The 17,147-nt window shown below is 41.3% G+C and carries 18 protein-coding genes; 5 read left to right on the forward strand and 13 right to left on the reverse strand.

What is annotated here, in order from left to right:
* Window positions 1-32 precede the first annotated feature (32 nt).
* The 8 genes from NR125_RS01350 to NR125_RS01385 all read right to left on the reverse strand — a co-directional run bounded on the left by NR125_RS01350 (window position 33) and on the right by NR125_RS01385 (window position 6,176).
* Complete coding sequence (locus tag NR125_RS01350) at window positions 33-740, reverse strand: GntR family transcriptional regulator (protein WP_009330442.1); 708 nt, start codon at window positions 738-740, stop codon at window positions 33-35.
* A 24-nt stretch (window positions 741-764) separates the two neighbouring features.
* Window positions 765-1,295, reverse strand: coding sequence for a chromate transporter (locus NR125_RS01355; protein WP_009330443.1), 531 nt, complete (start codon window positions 1,293-1,295; stop codon window positions 765-767).
* Entirely contained in the window at window positions 1,292-1,888 is a 597-nt protein-coding gene (locus tag NR125_RS01360; protein WP_009330444.1) for a chromate transporter, read from the reverse strand. Before NR125_RS01360 ends, NR125_RS01355 begins: the two co-directional genes overlap by 4 nt.
* Before the next feature lie 84 nt (window positions 1,889-1,972).
* The gene (locus NR125_RS01365; protein WP_009330445.1) at window positions 1,973-2,452 is read right to left on the reverse strand and encodes a GlcG/HbpS family heme-binding protein; all 480 of its coding nucleotides are present in this window, start codon (window positions 2,450-2,452) and stop codon (window positions 1,973-1,975) included.
* Window positions 2,453-2,470: 18 nt separating this feature from the next.
* Window positions 2,471-3,943 (reverse strand): aldehyde dehydrogenase family protein, encoded by a 1,473-nt coding sequence (locus NR125_RS01370; RefSeq protein WP_009330446.1) that lies wholly within the window; start codon window positions 3,941-3,943, stop codon window positions 2,471-2,473.
* A 112-nt stretch (window positions 3,944-4,055) separates the two neighbouring features.
* The gene (locus tag NR125_RS01375; RefSeq protein ID WP_009330447.1) at window positions 4,056-4,787 is read right to left on the reverse strand and encodes an iron-containing redox enzyme family protein; all 732 of its coding nucleotides are present in this window, start codon (window positions 4,785-4,787) and stop codon (window positions 4,056-4,058) included.
* A gap of 225 nt (window positions 4,788-5,012) precedes the next feature.
* Entirely contained in the window at window positions 5,013-5,783 is a 771-nt protein-coding gene (locus NR125_RS01380; protein ID WP_009330448.1) for a creatininase family protein, read from the reverse strand.
* 60 nt (window positions 5,784-5,843) lie between these two features.
* Window positions 5,844-6,176 (reverse strand): 2Fe-2S iron-sulfur cluster-binding protein, encoded by a 333-nt coding sequence (locus NR125_RS01385; protein WP_009330449.1) that lies wholly within the window; start codon window positions 6,174-6,176, stop codon window positions 5,844-5,846.
* A 921-nt stretch (window positions 6,177-7,097) separates the two neighbouring features.
* On the opposite strand from NR125_RS01385, the gene NR125_RS01390 reads away from it, so the two are divergent.
* Window positions 7,098-7,433, forward strand: a complete 336-nt coding sequence (locus tag NR125_RS01390) for a hypothetical protein (protein ID WP_071158416.1) — start codon at window positions 7,098-7,100, stop codon at window positions 7,431-7,433.
* A gap of 452 nt (window positions 7,434-7,885) precedes the next feature.
* Entirely contained in the window at window positions 7,886-9,268 is a 1,383-nt protein-coding gene (locus NR125_RS01395) for a hypothetical protein (protein WP_256814653.1), read from the forward strand.
* Between the two features lie 16 nt (window positions 9,269-9,284).
* Here NR125_RS01395 and NR125_RS01400 read toward each other — a convergent pair whose 3' ends face one another.
* Together NR125_RS01400 and NR125_RS01405 are read right to left on the reverse strand one after the other, a co-directional pair.
* The gene (locus tag NR125_RS01400) at window positions 9,285-9,974 is read right to left on the reverse strand and encodes an NAD(P)-binding domain-containing protein (RefSeq protein ID WP_256814654.1); all 690 of its coding nucleotides are present in this window, start codon (window positions 9,972-9,974) and stop codon (window positions 9,285-9,287) included.
* Between the two features lie 91 nt (window positions 9,975-10,065).
* Complete coding sequence (locus NR125_RS01405) at window positions 10,066-11,511, reverse strand: hypothetical protein (protein ID WP_256814655.1); 1,446 nt, start codon at window positions 11,509-11,511, stop codon at window positions 10,066-10,068.
* 545 nt (window positions 11,512-12,056) lie between these two features.
* On the opposite strand from NR125_RS01405, the gene nadX reads away from it, so the two are divergent.
* Window positions 12,057-12,863, forward strand: a complete 807-nt coding sequence (gene nadX / locus NR125_RS01410; RefSeq protein ID WP_256814656.1) for an aspartate dehydrogenase — start codon at window positions 12,057-12,059, stop codon at window positions 12,861-12,863.
* Between the two features lie 29 nt (window positions 12,864-12,892).
* Here nadX and NR125_RS01415 read toward each other — a convergent pair whose 3' ends face one another.
* Window positions 12,893-13,567, reverse strand: coding sequence for a GntR family transcriptional regulator (locus tag NR125_RS01415; RefSeq protein ID WP_009330455.1), 675 nt, complete (start codon window positions 13,565-13,567; stop codon window positions 12,893-12,895).
* A gap of 92 nt (window positions 13,568-13,659) precedes the next feature.
* Window positions 13,660-14,280 carry a spore protease YyaC gene (gene yyaC, locus NR125_RS01420; RefSeq protein ID WP_192908532.1) on the reverse strand — a complete coding sequence of 207 codons (621 nt, stop codon included), beginning with the start codon at window positions 14,278-14,280 and terminating at the stop codon, window positions 13,660-13,662.
* A gap of 276 nt (window positions 14,281-14,556) precedes the next feature.
* Here yyaC and NR125_RS01425 point away from each other — a divergent pair, with 276 nt between their 5' ends.
* Window positions 14,557-14,706 (forward strand): hypothetical protein, encoded by a 150-nt coding sequence (locus NR125_RS01425; protein WP_157380156.1) that lies wholly within the window; start codon window positions 14,557-14,559, stop codon window positions 14,704-14,706.
* A gap of 39 nt (window positions 14,707-14,745) precedes the next feature.
* On the opposite strand, the gene NR125_RS01430 is transcribed toward NR125_RS01425, so the two are convergent.
* Window positions 14,746-15,873: a M14 family zinc carboxypeptidase gene (locus NR125_RS01430; RefSeq protein ID WP_256814657.1), complete on the reverse strand. Its 1,128-nt coding sequence runs from the start codon at window positions 15,871-15,873 to the stop codon at window positions 14,746-14,748.
* Between the two features lie 353 nt (window positions 15,874-16,226).
* On the opposite strand from NR125_RS01430, the gene NR125_RS01435 reads away from it, so the two are divergent.
* Window positions 16,227-17,132 (forward strand): DMT family transporter, encoded by a 906-nt coding sequence (locus NR125_RS01435; RefSeq protein WP_009330458.1) that lies wholly within the window; start codon window positions 16,227-16,229, stop codon window positions 17,130-17,132.
* The last annotated feature ends 15 nt before the right edge of the window (window positions 17,133-17,147 follow it).

The following is a 17,147-nucleotide window of genomic DNA, read 5'->3' on the forward strand; positions in this document are numbered from 1 at the left end:
TCCGAAGGATGCTTCATTATTTTCTTTTACTTTCATTCATAAACGTTTTGCTGTTGAAATTTTAGCAGGTCCCTCTTTTTAACACTGTTTATATACGCCATGTAGGCTTTCTTCGAATTTTCAATATGAATCCTCATCAAGTATTCAGCTATTTCGGCATCTTTATCGCGCAGTGCCTTCATTATATCGATATGTTCTTTTAATGAGTCCTTCCTTCTTCCTGGTGTTTCATATCCCATATTGGCCGCCATATGAATAAAATCGATCAAGCCTGATAGGATTTCATATAGTTTTGGACTTTTAGATGCCTTATTAATCAGCCTATTCATTTGAATATGTTCGGAATTGAAGTTTTCTTCATCCTGTTCACTTAGCTCCATTAGTTCCTTAATTTTGAGATCCAGTTCTTTTTGTGTACTTGTATCCATTCTTTGTGCTGCCAATTTTACAGCCAGCACTTCCAGTGAAGAGAGAATCGTAAATACCTCCAATACTTCATCCTCTGAGATATTGGAGATGACAACCCCTTTTCTGGGAACTGTTTTCACGAAACCTTGAGATTCCAGCCTGAACAGAGCCTCCCGAATCGGTGTGCGGCTAATGTTTAGCTTGGCTGCAAGTTCTCTTTCTACCAGTCTGTCTCCTGCCTGGTATTCTCCTTCTAAAATGAGTTTTTTCAGGTACAAATACGCATGTTCGCGTATAGATATTAAGTTGTTTTCCTCCCATGTTCTATCCATTTTTCCACCTCCTATTTTTATAACTTAAGATAAAAAGATTCCTCCATAAAATAAAGCTCCAAATATAACAAGCGAAGGATGAACCTTGAATTTAATTAATGTTAAATAGCTAACGGCTGCAAGAAGCACAAGATGCAGCATTCCGCTGTTTTCAAAGGCTGTCAAAAAGAACTGGTAGGCCATGACAGCCAGGAGGACAGCAATGATCGGCTGCACGGATTTGGTCATTAGCTTTACTTTAGTGGAATCTTTGAATAGATTAACAAACTTAAACAGGACGATGACTGCCAGCGCTGATGGCAGGATGGTAGCTGCCAAAGCCACTGCCGCCCCTAAAACCCCGCCTAATTCATAGCCGATGAATCCAGCCATTTTTGTTGCAATAGGACCCGGCAGCGCATTGGCAATGGCGAGAACATCCCCAAATTCAGTGAGTGTCATCCAGCCATTGTTGTTCACTACTTCTATTTGAATGAGCGGGATCGTTGCGGGTCCCCCTCCGTAACCCAATAGATTTGCTACAAAAAATGCCCAAAAGATCTCCCAATATATCATGAACTTTTCTCCCTTACTGGCATGTACTCTTCAGTTGCCTTTTTATTCGCCTGCTCCTTCCGATGGGCAATATAAAATGCTGTGCTTAAGACTATCGCAATTAAAATACCGGGATGCCATTCCAAAAACTGAACAAATACCAGTGATACGGCAGCCAGCATAAGATTTTTTGGCAGCCCTAAGCCCTGGCTGCCTTTCTGGTAAAAACGATAGGCCATCTCTGCCAGCATAAAGCCAATGACTGGTGTCACTCCCTGTACCATTCCGCTGACAATCGGGGACTGGCGAAAAGAGTATAAAACGCCAAGCAAGGCTAGCATGGCAATAATAGAAGGAAGGATATGAGTAAGGATAGCTACTGCGGCACCCATGCTGCCTTTGACTTTGTAGCCGATATAGGCAGCCATTTTCGTTGCAATCGGTCCTGGCAGCGTATTGGCTAATGCCAGAATCTCCCCGAATTCCTCCTCCGTCATCCATTTATATTTCTTAACTGCTTCAAATTCAATCAGCGGTATTGTCGAAGGACCTCCTCCATACCCTGTCACGCCGGTGCGTGCAAATCCAATTGCCAATTCAAGATAAGGCTTCATGCGATCCTCCCCTTATTTAGGTGTTATTGACTGAAGAAGGACCTCATTCCGCTACCTATTAATAACGAATGAGGTCCCTTTCTATTATTTTTTAATATCTGCTTCGGTTACAACTTCATAGCCGTCTTTTTCCACGTGGGATTGAAGGGCTTCTAATGCAGCGGTACCAACAGCCGTATCCTGCTCTCCATTTCCTCCGCTGATGCCGATTCCGCCAACGACTTCCCCATTAACAACAATTGGGAACCCTCCGACAAACACAGCAAATTTGCCATTAAGCATATGCTGGATCCCAAATGCCTCATTTCCTGGAAGGGCAGGTCCGTTCGGTTCCTTATTGAATAGATGGGTGGAGCGTTTATGGCCGGCTGCTGTGTAAGCCTTGGCAATTGCAATTTCTGGCCCGGTGATTCTTGCTCCATTCATGCGCTCCAGGGCAATCACACTTCCTCCGTCATCGACAATTGCAATAGTTTCAAAGACATTGATTTCCGCTGATTTTACCTTTGCTGCTTCAATCATCAATTTTGCTTCTTCCAATTCAAGTTTTAGAGCTGTTTTCATCATCATTCTCCTTCTGATTTAATAGCCAATATAAACGGTTTTCACTTGAGTGAAAAATTCCAGGCCCACTCTTCCCGATTCCCGGAACGTAGCGGTGCTGGATTGCTTTAATCCGCCAAAAGGTGCATTGATTAAGTTGCCGGTTGTTGTCCGATTCACTTTTACCGTGCCTGCCTGAATGTCTTTAGTAAACCGGCTGGCTGTTTTTAAGTTATTTGTCACAATGGAAGCAGACAATCCATAGTCAACGTCATTGGCAATCGCAACGGCTTCTTCATATGTATCTGCCTCGATCACGGCAATGACAGGTCCAAAGATTTCTTCCTTGGCAATGCGGTGATTTGGCTTAACATTAGTAAAAATGGCCGGCTGCACAAAATATCCTTTTTCATATTCACCTGATGTGAGGTGCTCACCGCCATAAGCGAGTTCCGCACCGTCTTCTTTGCCAACCTCAATATACTTCAGGACATTTTTCAGCTGTCTTTCATTTGCAAGCGGGCCGATCTTAACTCCTTCTTCAAACCCGCTGCCAATTTTAAGGGCGCTTGTTTTTTCAATCAATTTCTCCAAAAATGCTTCTTTTACTTCCTTCATCACGATCACTCTGCTTGTTCCTGTACAGGCTTGCCCGGTTAAAGAAAACCCGCCATTCACTGTTAATGCAGCGGCAAGATCAAGGTCAGCATCTTCCATAACTAGAAGCGGGTTCTTTCCTCCAAGTTCCATTTGAGTGCGGGTGGTGAAAGAGCATTTGCTATGGATGTCCTCTCCTGCAGCTGTTGAGCCAGTGAAAGTGACAGCCTTGACTGCAGGATGAGTGACCAGTAAATCACCAACATCAGATGCCTTCCCAGTAACAAAGTTCAAAACGCCATTTGGTATACCGGCCTCGTGCAGCGCTTCAACAAGCCGCACGGCAATCAGAGGGGTATCTGAAGAAGGTTTGAACACCACTGTGTTTCCAGTAATTAATGCCGGAGCAATTTTTCTCGCAGCAATGGAGATTGGAAAATTCCATGGCGTGATCACACTTACCACTCCAAGCGGCTCTCTTTCCGTCGAAACTCTCATATTTGGATCATCATTCGGGAAGGTTTCACCTGTGAAGCTTTGTCCCTCGACCGCATAATAGCGAAGTGTCTGTGCGGAGCGCAGCACTTCATTTTTCGCATCATTGACATGCTTTCCTTCTTCCCTTGTCAGTTCTTCTGCATATTGGGCAGCATTTTCTTCGAGATGTGCTGCGGCCTTGTTTAAAATGGCAGCACGCTTTGATGGAGCTGTCTTTGCCCAGCCAGGGAAAGCTTCACTGGCAGCTTCAATTGCCTCTTTCACATCGGTTTCATTGGATGCCTGAAAAACGCCGACAACATCTTCTGTATTTGCAGGGTTCACACTATAAAACTTCTTTTGGCTCGCGGATTCCTGCCACTCACCATTAATATAGTTATTGAATGTTTCTACCTTTGTTGTAATCAAACCTATCACCTTACTCTCTGTTAATTTCTCTCTTTCCTGCGACAACTTCTCCTATTATAGAAAGAGCCGCCACATAGACCTCGAAGGACAAGATTTAGTGTGACGGCCTGGATATTACATATTATTTTGCTTCTACTAAAGAACCAAGATCCTGTTCAAGATATTCCCTCCATAAGCCATCCATGTACATACGGCGCATTTTCGCACCTGTGCGGACTACTTCAAGGCAGCGCTGCTGTAATTCAGGAGTATCTGCATGGTCCAAAACGATTTTGTAGCCGCGTTCTCCATGGATTTCATCGGATACGATATGAAGATCGAAGAATTCGATTTCTTCATCCGTGAATCCGTATTGTGCACGGAGAGCAGGAGTCTGCTTTCGATAAATGTCCGGAACCTGGGATTCCAGGCCGACAACTAGAGCAGCTGTTGCTACAACGAAGTTTTCACGGGCAGCTACTGCGTAGCACCAGCTTTGCAGGCCTAATGTTGTTGGAGCCATGTTTTCTGGATTGATTACTCGTTCGCGGGTTGTTCCACATGCTTCCGCAAAGCGAATCAGCAAGTCTGTATGGCGGTCAGCCGCAATTTCTTCTTCATACATGTTTTGAAGTGTGAAATCTTTTGCTGCTTCAAATTTTGGATCGGTTGGAGTGTTGTGATAGATGTATGCTAAGTAGTCAGCAAAAGGTCCAACATAGTGGTAATGGTTTTCTGCCCATCTGGCAAAATGCTTTCTTTCCAAGTTTCCTTCAGCCCAAGCTACAGTGAATGGAGCTTTCTGGCTATGGTTTCCTTTAATGGCTTCCTCTAGTTCTTTGCGAAATTCATCTTTCGATAATAATTCTGGCATGTGTAAACTCCTCCTCGAAATTTATGTAGCCTATTGGCACTTGATATTTTGTATACCAAAACTTATTAAAAAATAATAGGTTGCTAATTTACAACCTTATTTTCCCTTGTTTTTTTGGTCTTTGGTATACCTTAATGAAATCATAACCTATTCTTTTTGAATTGTAAACATAATTTTTAGAATTTTTTAAAGATTATTTTTTCTCAAATGATAGATTATAAGTAATTAATAAAGCAGCTCTTCTTTAAGATCAAGCAGCTCGGAAAGTTCTGCAGACAGATTATCCAGGGCTTCTTCAACGATTTGCTCTCCGATTTCCCTGCTCCCTTGCCGGCCATCACCTATACAGCCGTTTCCAGTCATTTCTTCATAGAAGTAAAATCCCTGTACAGCTTTCCCAGGCCGGAGCCTTTCCCATCTTCCGCCTTCCTTGATATCTCCTTTTTCCAAGAGGTCCTCTCTTACCAGTTCAGGAGCAAGATACAGGGCTTCAGACACTTCCCGTTCGCAGCTGTGGCCAAATAAAGGGGATTTTACATATTTCCCGATAGATCCCTTTGCAGATGACGTGGTCTTTGCATAGTAGACTTCTACTTCCAATTCCTTTGTGATAGTCATGGCGGCCAAATTCAGTGTAGATTGGTTTCCGCCATGTGAATTCAAAAATAAAAACTTCTTGATTCCATGCTGTTTCAGTGAGGAAACCATGTCTGTAAGAATGGCAATCAAAGTTGAAGGCTGAAGTGTTATTGTACCGGGAAAATGGATGTGATGCTCGGAAACCCCCATGTTAACAGTCGGCGTCACAATAGCATATGGGAACATTCTCTGCCCCAGTTTATTAGCCATTCTCTCCGCAAGCACCGCATCACAGCTTTCTGCCATATGTGGACCATGCTGCTCATGTGCTCCAACAGGAATTATGGCAAACTCTACTGTGTCTAGTGATTTCTCGACTTCCTTCCAAGTCATTTTAGTAAGATCATAACAATTCATTTCTTGATACCCCGCTTATTTTAGGTATTTTGTATACCAATAATAAATAAAAATAAAAAACTATTTTGTAATAACTGCAGTAGTCTTCTTAGGGGGCTTTACAGAGATGTTTTCCTGGGATATTTCAATGTCGTTTTGGATCGTCATTTGACAGGTTAACCGATACCCTTCTTTCACTTTGTCGCCAAGCATTTTTTCTTCCTTCCAATTTGGCGGAGCGAGATCATCTCCCCCATTTAATACTATGCACGTACATTTTGTGCATCTTCCCATGCCGCAACCATATTTTAATTCGGGAAACTGGCGGATCCCTGCAAGGACAACCAAATTGGCATTATCCTTTACCTGCTTTTCCACAATCTCTCCATCCACATGAAGCGTTACCTTCGGCATAATATTACCCCTTTCAGTTAATTCTAAAGATTTTGATACTTTTTTTCAAAGTATACAATCTTTCGGGAAGATTAGCAAACTCGTTTTTTATTTTTTTGTGTTTGGCGGATATAGGTAGGTGTCTCTTACTGGATTAACTACGATTTTCCTTTGAGTGCGATTAATTTCGTCGTGATTCGGCTACATTAACTACCATTTTCATTGGGTTTAGTTATTTCGTCGTGATTCGCTCACATTAACTACCGTTTTTCCTTGTGTGTGATTAATTTAGTGTTATTCAGCGAGATTAACTACCATTTTCTTTGAGTTTAATTATTTTCGTCGTGATTCGGCCGCATTAACTACCGTTTTTCCTTGTGTGCGATTAATTTGGTCGTTATTCTGTGAGATTAACTACCATTTTCTTTGAGTTTAATTATTTTCGTCGTGATTCGGCCGCATTAACTACCGTTTTTCCTTGTGTGCGATTAATTTGGTCGTTATTCTGTGAGATTAACTACCATTTTCTTTGAGTTTAATTATTTTCGTCGTGATTCGGCCGCATTAACTACCGTTTTTCCTTGTGTGCGATTGATTTGGTCGTTATTCTGTGAGATTAACTACCATTTTCTTTGAGTTTAATTATTTTCGTCGTGATTCGGCCGCATTAACTAACATTTTTCCTTGTGTGTGATTAATTTGGTCGTTAATCTCCCAGATTGGCTCTCGCCCTTTTCCTCTTTAATAAACAATAGATAAACTTTTCGCTGAATTATTAAAAAATTTAGAATATAATATTGAATATTTCAAAATCTTAGTATAAAATAAGCTCAAGACAAATGGTATACAATATTCCAAATAGAAGGAGGTATGCTCTCGAGCTACATATGAGCAATTCTGCATTTGCAACTAAGTTCAAATAAAACTAAAGGAGTGTTTTAATTGGGTAAATATATTGTATTAACAAATAAAGATACTTTCCAGACCATTCTTGAAAATGAGGGTCTAAAGCCGGTTGAGACATATCATTTTTATTTTTTCGATAAGCTGAAGGCTAAGTACACAATAGCGGAAGTTTTGGATGAGAATATGAAAATCCAGCTTTATGAAGAGTATGAAGGAAAAGAGTATGTAAATCATATAGGTGTTAAATTTTTTGAGCGGTTTGAAACGCTGGAAGCAGCCAGAGAAGAACTGGATGAAATAGTAAAGGCATCCGGCAATAGTGAAGACTCCATACATTCCAAACTGGTAAAATCTGATGAAGTAGCAGTATAAATGTTAATACTAAACCCGGAGGAAGCCGCTCTTCTTCCGGGTTTCCTGTTCATAAAAAAAAGCGGAAGCGGCTTGTCAGGGGGCAGGCTTCTTGCACTTGACATTTTTCTGTGTTCATAATTCTAACTTTCTTATACTATTGAAAAAACCGCCAAAGATAAGGCGGCTTTACTAGAATTTTAAAGTTCTTCTCAAACGGGCTAATTTTCTTTCTGTTTTCTCAATTGCATATTTGGATCCAAATAGAAAATGGAACATCGGGGCGTCCTCCTTTTTTTCTCTAACCTGTTATCATTATTATATTATGAATTTTTGAGATTCACAACAAAATTGTATACCAAATACCAAAATAACAATAGAAATGTGGCTGATTTTTGAATAAATAAAGAAAAAGTGAAAATTTGGTATACAATTTACTTTTTACCATATATTTCATTTAAAAGGGTGTTGATATGCTGAGAGTTTTATTTTTGACCGTGATTGGTTTATATTTGCTGTCCACTTTACTTCCGCAATGGAATATCGATCCCCTCCTGTCTATCTTGTGTTTTATCATAGTAGTTTTAACATTCAGGCTTGCGAAGAGATTTGTACAGATTCTTGGGGGCGTATTCCTGGCTTTTGGTGCTGTGCTGCTTTGGACAAGCGGCTCAGACTGGCAGCAATATATTCTTGCCTTTGGACCAATGCTTGATCTGCTTACCATGTTTACGTTAATACCGATACTGGGGATTCCGGTTAAACTTGGGCGATACGGGGAAGGCATCCAGGCCATTATCCAAAATCGGGTAAAAACATCTGGTCATTTATATATGATGACTTCGGGGATCTCTTACTTTTTTAGCATTTTCATGAATCTTGCCACTCTTCCCATGACGTATTATTCAATCCGGCCGGCACTCGGGAGCTTTCCGGTGCGTAACAAGGAACGATTCATGAGCAGAGCGATTTCCAGGGGGTTTGCAATGCCATTAATCTGGGCGCCTGTTACGCCTATTGTGGGAATTGTGATTACAATGACAGGAGTCAGCTGGGTATCCATCCTCCCCTATGTCATTCCGCTGAGCATATTGGGTTTAGCAATGGATTGGTTTATTGGTTCCCGTCAGTCCCAGCCTATGAAACTCCCCCAGCCCGGCGAAGTAACTGTGCATGAAACGGCTGCAGCCCTGGAAGCAGGTTATGCCGGCCGGCCTGGCAAAGTTTTTCAAATCCTGATAGCCATCGCAATTTTTAATGTTCTTGTATCTCTAGCTGAGACGCAGCTATCTTTGCCTTTCTTAATTCTTGTTTCTTTAATCGTTATTCCATTCGCATTCAGCTGGTCTCTTTTATTAAAAAAAGGGAAAAAATTTGGCGAACAGCTTGCTGAGCATTTTAATACCTTCGCCTTGAGCATGAAGGATCAATTTTTCATTTTTTTATCAACAGGCTTTTTTATCTCAGCCATGAACTTGTCGAATGCAAATGAAGTCCTTTACGATTGGATTGCAGCCTTTATAAATGTGGCCGGGGTCGAATTTTTCCTGATCATCTTGCCTTTGATCCCTTTAGGGCTGGCATTTCTGGGCCTTCATCCAGCCGTCTCACTTGCATTGATGATTGAAGGCGTCAACCCGGCAGACATCGGAATTTCACCTCACATTCTGACAGTTGCGATGCTGTCTGGGGCTGTTTCCGCCTTCTTAGTGGGTCCTTATAATGCCACTCTTGGCCTCATGTCAAACATTATCAAAGTCGATTCCTATAAAGTCTCCAACTGGAATATGCCCTTCGCGGCAGTTTATGTTGCTTGTGTGATGTTCTATTTGTTTTTACTGGAAAGATTACTCTAATAGAAAAAGCTGCTGATCAACTAGTATAATCAGCAGCTTTTTTAGTGGATTCCTTTATTTCTTTCACAATCTCCTGTGCAAAATGCCCCAGGGTGCCTTGACTGTAAGAGCGGATGACTTCAGGTGCCAGGGAGGCAAGAGCTCTTTTAATATAAGCTGGCGGATAGTCTTTGCTGATAAATTCGTTCTCGATTTCGACGGCTGTCTTTATGGCAAAGAATGTTGCCAGTTTGTTAACTTCTACTAATCTTCCTTCACTGTCCTTTACGATTTCCCCCAATGGCTTGATGAGGTCTACTATTGGACCTGGCAGTTGGTCCTCTGAAATAAACAGTCCATTTCCATTCTCCATTAAATCTCTCGAATGCCCCATATACTTCAATCCATATACCTTGAAGGAAGGGAATCTTTCTGAAATGCTTTTCGTTGGAAGTGCAGTCGCCATGTTGATGAAAGCAACTGAAGACTCCACAGGAAACATGCTTTCCATGAAAGAAATCACTTTTCCGGCCGGCAAAGCGAGCAGAATTATATCCATTTGTTTCAGTTCGTCATCGTTTAAAGGGCGTCCGTTAGGGAACTTTTCAGCAAATTTTTCTGCCTTTGATCTGTCGGGATGATAAATGCCGATTGGAAGATTTGATTTATGCCAGTGAGTCATCATGGCGGTCCCCAATTTTCCAATCCCTGCTAAACCTATTTTCATCAAATGCCTCCTATTCTGAAAAAAAGACTATCCTCAAAGTTAGTTTATTCTAACTTTGCAGGATAGCCTTTTATTTTTCAAGATTACTGTTTTACCAGATTAAAATAGCTATTAATGTGGCGATAAAAAGGCTGGCGACAACAGGGATAAAGTTTTTCCTGGCCAGTTCCAGCGGTGAAAGCTGAAGGAATCCTGCTACTGCCACAAGGGAAGACCAGGCAACAATTGTTCCTCCGCCCCAGATGGCACCCATCTGCCCGATCGCTGCCAATGTTGAAGGATCGATATGACTTCCATTTGCCAAAGCACCCGATAAGGCACCTGTTAACGGCAGCCCCGAAAAGCCTGAACCATCCAAACCAGTGATCAGACCGACGATTAAAAGACCAAAACCGGCAATAAAGGCATTTTCCGGAATATAAGCCTGTCCTGCCTGTATCATATCAAACAAGAACGCAGGTTTGGCAGCGCTTTCATCCAGGGATAGTATCGTGCCGGTGAAGTCCGAGCTTCCCATAAAGAAGAAACCTGCTATTGGAATAACGGGGGCCATCGCTCTGAAGGCGAAAACAAATCCTTCAGTTAAATGCTCGCTAATTTTATCCAAGGCATGGATGCGATTAAATGCCACGGTGGCAAGCACCAATAAAAGTGTCGCTACCCCGCCGATAAAGGCAGCTCCATCTGTTCCTTCAAATCCGGATCCACCCGCCAGCTTTGTTGAGAACATATAGAGCATAACAGCAAGCATGGATAAGGGCACTACTACGGCAAAGACCTTTCCCCATGTATTTTTTCTCTGGATAGTTTCAGCACTTTCTTCAGCTGTGGCCGCAAGCTCATTGGCTACACCAAAAAATGCTGAATCCTCAGGGTTTAGCGAGAAGTCATGGTGGCCATTTTTAACAATAGATTTTCTATGTGCCAAATAAATATAGCCTAATGCGCATACTCCTGTAATGATGGAAAGAACCAATGTCTTATCAGCAACCAGTGCCTTATCAATTCCAGCTGCTTTGGCGCTTAGCATCGGTGCTACCTGCATGATATAATCAGAAGAAAGGGCCATTCCCTGGCCCGCAATGACAATGACCATGGCAGCCGTCATCACAGGCAATCCAGCCCTGACCGCTGCCGGGACAAGCAATGCACAGATAAGCGGGACAGCAGGAGTCGGCCAGAAAAAGAGTGAAATTACATAGGTAGTAACCATTAATACTAAATAGGAAACATGCCCATTGATCATTACCTTCTCAATCGGGCCGATAAGCCTTTTATCAGCTCCCAGGTCTTTCAAAGAATTAAGAAGCGCGATCATGAGGGAAATGATTAAGAATATACTGAACAACTCTTTTGCTGCGAGGAGATTAGCGTTAAATACCGCCTGGAAGCCGGCGATCAGACTTCCTTTATAGATGACTGCCACAAAGAAAGTTCCGATGATAACCGGCAAGACAACGCCTCTTCTAAAAAGCATTGTTGCGATTACAGACACAGTAACAATTGCATAGACCCAATGAGCAAATGTTAACTCCATATATTCCCCTCCGTTTTTCGTATTAAAAATATCTCTCTATAAATAAATTGCAAAAGACAGATTGCAGGAGGCATGATCTGTTTATCTACAGCTGAATATGTAATACCTCAACACTTGGCTTATTCAGGAGGTTTTGAAACATTTTCCAAAAAGCATACTGCATTTGGTGGATTGTATACCAAACTAAGCAAAAAACAAAAAATCGACAATCTTCGATGTGTTTGTGATATGTGAGTTCGCCAGCCGAATCATCCAATACTATTGACTTATGCTCCTTCAGAAATACAGTTCTAAAGATCAGCCTTTCTTCCTCTGGTTGACCACCTCCCATTTTCACTATTTTAAACTTGTATACTATAATAACACTAAAAATAAATATTGTGCAAATAATTTTGAAAATTTAGATGTTTTAATATTTTCTATAAAATATATTGCTCTCTTTATGGATTTAAGTTAAAATCTAGAATAAAATTGCACAAAGTATATCGTATACCGATTTATAAATTCCTATTTTTAGGGGTGATTCTCAAGAAGGAGTGATAAATATGCTTAAAGCTGGAATTATCGGTTATGGAACGCTGGGGAAAACCATTTCGGAATTAATTGAAGCCGGCCATGCTGGCGACGTGGAATTAAAGTCTGTACTGGTTAGAAGAAAAAAGGGAGCAGAGCTTGCTGATAAAAAAACATTTGCTCTAACATCAGATGAAGCAGAATTTTTTAATGGGGATTTAGATATTATCATAGAAGCAGCGGGTCATCAGGCTTTACATATGTTCGGGGAGAAAGTGCTGGCAAATGGAAGCCATCTTGTGGTGCTTTCCGTAGGAGCATTGGGAGACTCCGGTTTTTATGAACAACTGCAGACCGCGGCCAAGCAGCATAACCGGCAGATTTTTATCCCGTCTGCTGCTATCGCCGGTCTGGATCGGATTGCAGCAGGTTCATTGGGGGAAATTGAAAATATTACCTTAATTACAAGAAAGCATCCCCGCAGCTGGAAAGGTACGATTGCGGAAGAAAAAGTGGATTTACATACGCTGACTGAACCATTTTGTATTTATGAAGGGAATGCACGGGAGTCATCCGAGCTGTTTCCGCAGAGCGTGAATGTGTCAGCGGCCCTTAGCCTTGCAGGAATCGGCTTCGAAGATACTAAAGTAAAAGTCTATGCTGATCCAACGATCCAATCGAACAAACATACCATCAAGGCAAAGGGTTATTTTGGCGAGGTGGAGATATCCGTATCGAATGTTCCTTATGAGGAAAATCCAAAATCCAGTCCGATTGTCGCCATGAGTGTGGCAAAGGTTTTAAAAAATTTAACTTCGCCATTTGTGATTGGAGTGTAAAAAAATTAAGAAAGAGCAGAAGCTCTTTCTTAATTTTTCTTTTCACTCTGCTGCACCGCTTCAATATATGCTTTTTTGGAGTTTTCAATATGTATTTTGGTCAGATATTCAGCCATTTCCATTTCTCTATTGACGATGGCTTCCATAATTTTCAAATGCTCCTCCATTGATTTCTTTGCCCTGCCCGGGTTTTTATGCCCGATTTTGGCAAATGCGCGAATGTAATCGGATAATCCGCTCAGCATCTCATAAAGCTTCACATTCTTGGCAGAGCTGTATAGGAGATGATTGAGTTCCCTATGTAATTCAGAAGCATCCTCTTCAGGATTGTTCAAGTATTCCTCGACCTTTTTTATGCTGGCAGTGAACTTGCTTTCCATATCATTATCCAGCTTTTGAACAGCCAATTTTGCAGCCAGTACTTCAAGTGATGATAAAATGGTAAACACTTCGATAATTTCCTTTTCGGAAATATCGGCAACAATTACGCCTTTTCTTGGGACTGTCTTAACAAACCCCTGGGATTCCAGGCGGAACAGCGCTTCCCGAATTGGTGTCCTGCTGATACTTAATCTCTCAGCAAGTTCTCGTTCCACCAGACGGTCTCCCGCTTTAAATTCTCCGTCCAAAATAAGATCCTTAATATGCAGATAAACCCTCTCGCGTATCGAGATCAGATTATCTTCCGTCCAGTTATTCCCCATCCCTTTCCCTCTTTCTCTTTGGTATCCTTACGCTCATTATATCTTACGTATCGGGGTACAGCAATTTTTTGGCTGATTTACCCAATTTATGTTTACGGAACATTCATTTTTTCAATCACTCCTCTGGAAGTACGGTCATTTACCGCTACACGTGAAATGATTTCCGCAATGATTTCAGCCAGTTTTAAAACCAGGTATAATCTCGTGCTATTTAAGGAATTTACAGGTGATAATGGATCAAGCGTGTTGACAATGGCCTTCAAATGATAATCACCCACACTCGGAAGAGCCCGATTCACTGCATTTCCTGGAATAAACGACCCCTCCCTTATTAAAATATAGCCGATTTGCCGCTCGTCTCCGAGGCAGGCATCTATGCCAAATATAAACGGTTCATCATGGGTTTCTTTGATTTCTTTAAGAACCTTTTTGATATTCAATGCGTGAACAGGCTCCTTCAAAGTCCCATACACTGGATAGGGAATGTTCTTTTCTTTGAGGATCTTCCCTGCCAATGGCCCAAGAGAATCTCCTGTTGAGCGGTCAGAACCAATGCACAAAATAACGATTTCCCTGGATGTGCTGAAAAAAATCTGTTCCAGCTTAGATACCATCTTTTCGATTTCTGCTTCTTCCGTCGTTTCTTTAATGGAAATATAACTGGCTTCATCGACGGCATTTTTGTTCTGTTTGCTGGATGAAAATGGCCACATCTTGGTCCCTCCTTTCCGCGGTAATCGTTATTTATATACCAAATCGTCTTTATTTTTTAATTGATAATCATTCTTAGTGTATACAATGAATGCAGTAATTGTAAATTTTTTTACCAATATATTATGTCCTGCCCAGACATTTGGCGATATATCCCCGTTAATATCTTTCTACAATCATACTAGAAGCCAAAGCTTTTAGTTCATCTCCTTTTTAGATTCCTTTGAAGAATATTTTATTACCTTATACAAAAAATATCTTTTATGGAGGTGATCAGAATGAAAAAGGATATTAATGATGGAATTGAAAATCGAAACAGCACTTCCCAGGATATTTTGATGGATCGGGTAAATCAGGCTTTTAATAAAGTGGCGCAGGATGTAAGAGGAATGGTTGCAGAGAGTACAGTGAAGAAGAGCAACAGATAAAAAGAAGCTGGCTCCATGACCAGCTTCTTCTTTATTAACTTAAAAGCCTGATGATTCCGCAGGAACAATCCCATTATAATCTGTCCAGTAGCCTGCTAAAGGATAGGCCGGGATACTATTCCAACTCTCAGGATCCACATCATTTACTTCACCTGTAACATAGCCATATATCAAGGATTTTAAAGCTAAATAGTTTTGTTTTGTTAAATATCCATTCGATTTCTGCCCCAGGCTGCCATCGCTTGAATTGCCTTTTGTTTCAAAAAATACTGCTGGATGGCTGTGATTTTCCGGGTTTAAACCACTATAATTCAACCCCATCATCATAGCTGAAACGACTCCGCCTTTAATGTCGATATCATAACCTACCTGTTTTTCACTATCAACAATCTGGTAGCGGTCAATATGGGTATAGCCGTATCCGTTCATTTCATCGTAGACATATGCCAACATTTGTCTTGTCACATCATTGTAGTTTTTGTATGCAGGCAATGTTGGTCCATTCGGCGCAAGGGAAATACCGAGTGAAAATGAAGTAGCTTCATTTGTTCCATAAACCTGTTTTAAGCCTTGATGATGCAAATCGATTGCAAAGTCAGGTTTTAATTCGGCCCAATAAGAATAAACGACTTTAGACTCTTTGGCTTTAAAGCCGCCTTCTGGAGACCAATCCCGGTTCAAATCCAGTAATTGTCCTGTCTCCGTAATCTTTGTACCACGGGTATTCATTTCTGCTCCATCCGGATTGTACATTGGAATGAAGTATAGTGTGGACTCTTCCAGTACGGTCTGTACCTCTTTGGAATTGTTGCCCGCATAAGTTTTTAACAGCTGAAGCGCTGCCTCTGTAACCAGCTTTTCATTTCCATGGATTTGAGCCTGAATCCAGATTTTCTTCTCCCCGGTTCCAACCTTGGCGACATAAATGCTTCTGCCCTGCTCTGATTTGCCGAAGCGGTCGAGTGTAAAAACTTCCACCTTCCCCTTGCTTGCCTGCTCAATGCCGTTAAGCGTTTTCACGACATCTTCGTAGGAGAGCATGCTGTTAATACTTGTGTTTCCATTTGTAGATGGCCCTCCTGGTACGGTTGCCGCAAAGGAAAGTGTGGAGAACAGCATAACAAGAAATGCTGTCAGCAATGCGATTTTCCCTGCCGGTTTCTTCATATGTATTTCACCCTTTCTATTAGCCCCTTTATTCGGGACTCTAAAGAAATGATACGGGATGGGCTTGTCCCTAGACAGAGAAAAAAGAATGAATTTTCAGCTAATTCAGGAGATCATTTTGTTAATTGTGGTAAGGTGACTAAGAATAAAGAACTGTTTTGTGCTGTAAATCGATAAAGTGTGACAAAAACCAACATATTCCCCTCTTCCTTTTTTCCTAAAATTAAAATTGATAAGTCTTTAATAAAAATTAACTATTTCGCCTTCCGAAAAAGGTGTTATAATACTATTTATAAAATTTTACAGAAATGAAGGCGAGTTGTTTGAAAAAGAGATTATGGCTTATTTATGGAATGCTGACTTTGGCTACTGCTACATGGGGCAGCGCTTTTATTGCCGGCAAGTTTGCTGTTCAAAGCTTTGAACCTGCAACAGTTGCTTTTTTGCGGTTTTTGGGAGCTGCCATTTTGCTTTTTCCGCTCATGTGGATCATGGAAAAAGACCGGAAACGACCGAATTTGAAAGATCATGGATTGTTTGCTCTTTTGGGCCTGACCGGAATTGCCTTATATAATATTTGTTTTTTCCTGGCCACAAAGCATGCGCCCGTGATTAAAAGCTCATTATTTATTGCTTCAAACCCGGTGCTGATTGTCCTTTTATCAGGGTTATTTCTAAAAGAAAAGATAACAAAAAATCATATCATTGGAATGGCCGTTGCTTTGACAGGTGTAGTGTTTATTATAACAGATGGCCATTTGCTTAAGCTTTTCCAATATGGCTTTGAACCCATTGACTTCGTATTGCTGGGAGCTGTGGTCAGCTGGGCCATCTATAGTGTTGTGGGGAAAGTGGTTTTGAAAAAATTCAGCTCAGTGGAGTCCACTACTTATGCAGTTGCCTATGGAACCTTATTTCTATTGCCATTCGCTTCTGCTGAAACATCGTGGATGGATATCCAGCAAGCCAGCATGACGACATGGACTGCTATAGCCCATATGAGCATTTTTGTTACCGTGGTTTCATTTGTCATGTATTATAACGGAATTAAAGAGGTCGGTGCGGCCAAAGCCTCAATTTTTATTAATGTGATGCCTGTATCTGCCGTTATCATGGCTACGGTCTTTTTGGGTGAAACATTCACCATGGCTCATGGAATAGGGGCAGCCTTTGTTCTGACAGGTGTTTATATAGGAACAAATGCGAAAATGTTTAAAAGAAGAATGCATAAACAGTCAATGAAAAATGAGACAGCATAAGAATGCAGTCTCATT

It is taken from the genome of Cytobacillus sp. Bac17 (genome assembly GCF_024519925.1).
Taxonomy (GTDB): Bacteria; Bacillota; Bacilli; order Bacillales; family Cytobacillaceae; genus Cytobacillus; species Cytobacillus pseudoceanisediminis.

Coding starts and splice junctions, on each gene's coding strand:
- NR125_RS01395 (WP_256814653.1), top strand. CDS start 7,886: ATGCTGAGAGTTTTATTTTTGACCGTGATTGGTTTATATTTGCTGTCC.
- NR125_RS01430 (WP_256814657.1), bottom strand. CDS start 15,873: ATGAAGAAACCGGCAGGGAAAATCGCATTGCTGACAGCATTTCTTGTT.
- NR125_RS01380 (WP_009330448.1), bottom strand. CDS start 5,783: ATGAATTGTTATGATCTTACTAAAATGACTTGGAAGGAAGTCGAGAAA.
- NR125_RS01350 (WP_009330442.1), bottom strand. CDS start 740: ATGGATAGAACATGGGAGGAAAACAACTTAATATCTATACGCGAACAT.
- NR125_RS01385 (WP_009330449.1), bottom strand. CDS start 6,176: ATGCCGAAGGTAACGCTTCATGTGGATGGAGAGATTGTGGAAAAGCAG.
- NR125_RS01415 (WP_009330455.1), bottom strand. CDS start 13,567: ATGGGGAATAACTGGACGGAAGATAATCTGATCTCGATACGCGAGAGG.
- nadX (WP_256814656.1), top strand. CDS start 12,057: ATGCTTAAAGCTGGAATTATCGGTTATGGAACGCTGGGGAAAACCATT.
- NR125_RS01365 (WP_009330445.1), bottom strand. CDS start 2,452: ATGAAAACAGCTCTAAAACTTGAATTGGAAGAAGCAAAATTGATGATT.
- NR125_RS01375 (WP_009330447.1), bottom strand. CDS start 4,787: ATGCCAGAATTATTATCGAAAGATGAATTTCGCAAAGAACTAGAGGAA.
- NR125_RS01360 (WP_009330444.1), bottom strand. CDS start 1,888: ATGAAGCCTTATCTTGAATTGGCAATTGGATTTGCACGCACCGGCGTG.
- NR125_RS01425 (WP_157380156.1), top strand. CDS start 14,557: ATGAAAAAGGATATTAATGATGGAATTGAAAATCGAAACAGCACTTCC.
- NR125_RS01355 (WP_009330443.1), bottom strand. CDS start 1,295: ATGATATATTGGGAGATCTTTTGGGCATTTTTTGTAGCAAATCTATTG.
- NR125_RS01405 (WP_256814655.1), bottom strand. CDS start 11,511: ATGGAGTTAACATTTGCTCATTGGGTCTATGCAATTGTTACTGTGTCT.
- NR125_RS01400 (WP_256814654.1), bottom strand. CDS start 9,974: ATGAAAATAGGTTTAGCAGGGATTGGAAAATTGGGGACCGCCATGATG.
- NR125_RS01435 (WP_009330458.1), top strand. CDS start 16,227: ATGCTGACTTTGGCTACTGCTACATGGGGCAGCGCTTTTATTGCCGGC.
- yyaC (WP_192908532.1), bottom strand. CDS start 14,280: ATGTGGCCATTTTCATCCAGCAAACAGAACAAAAATGCCGTCGATGAA.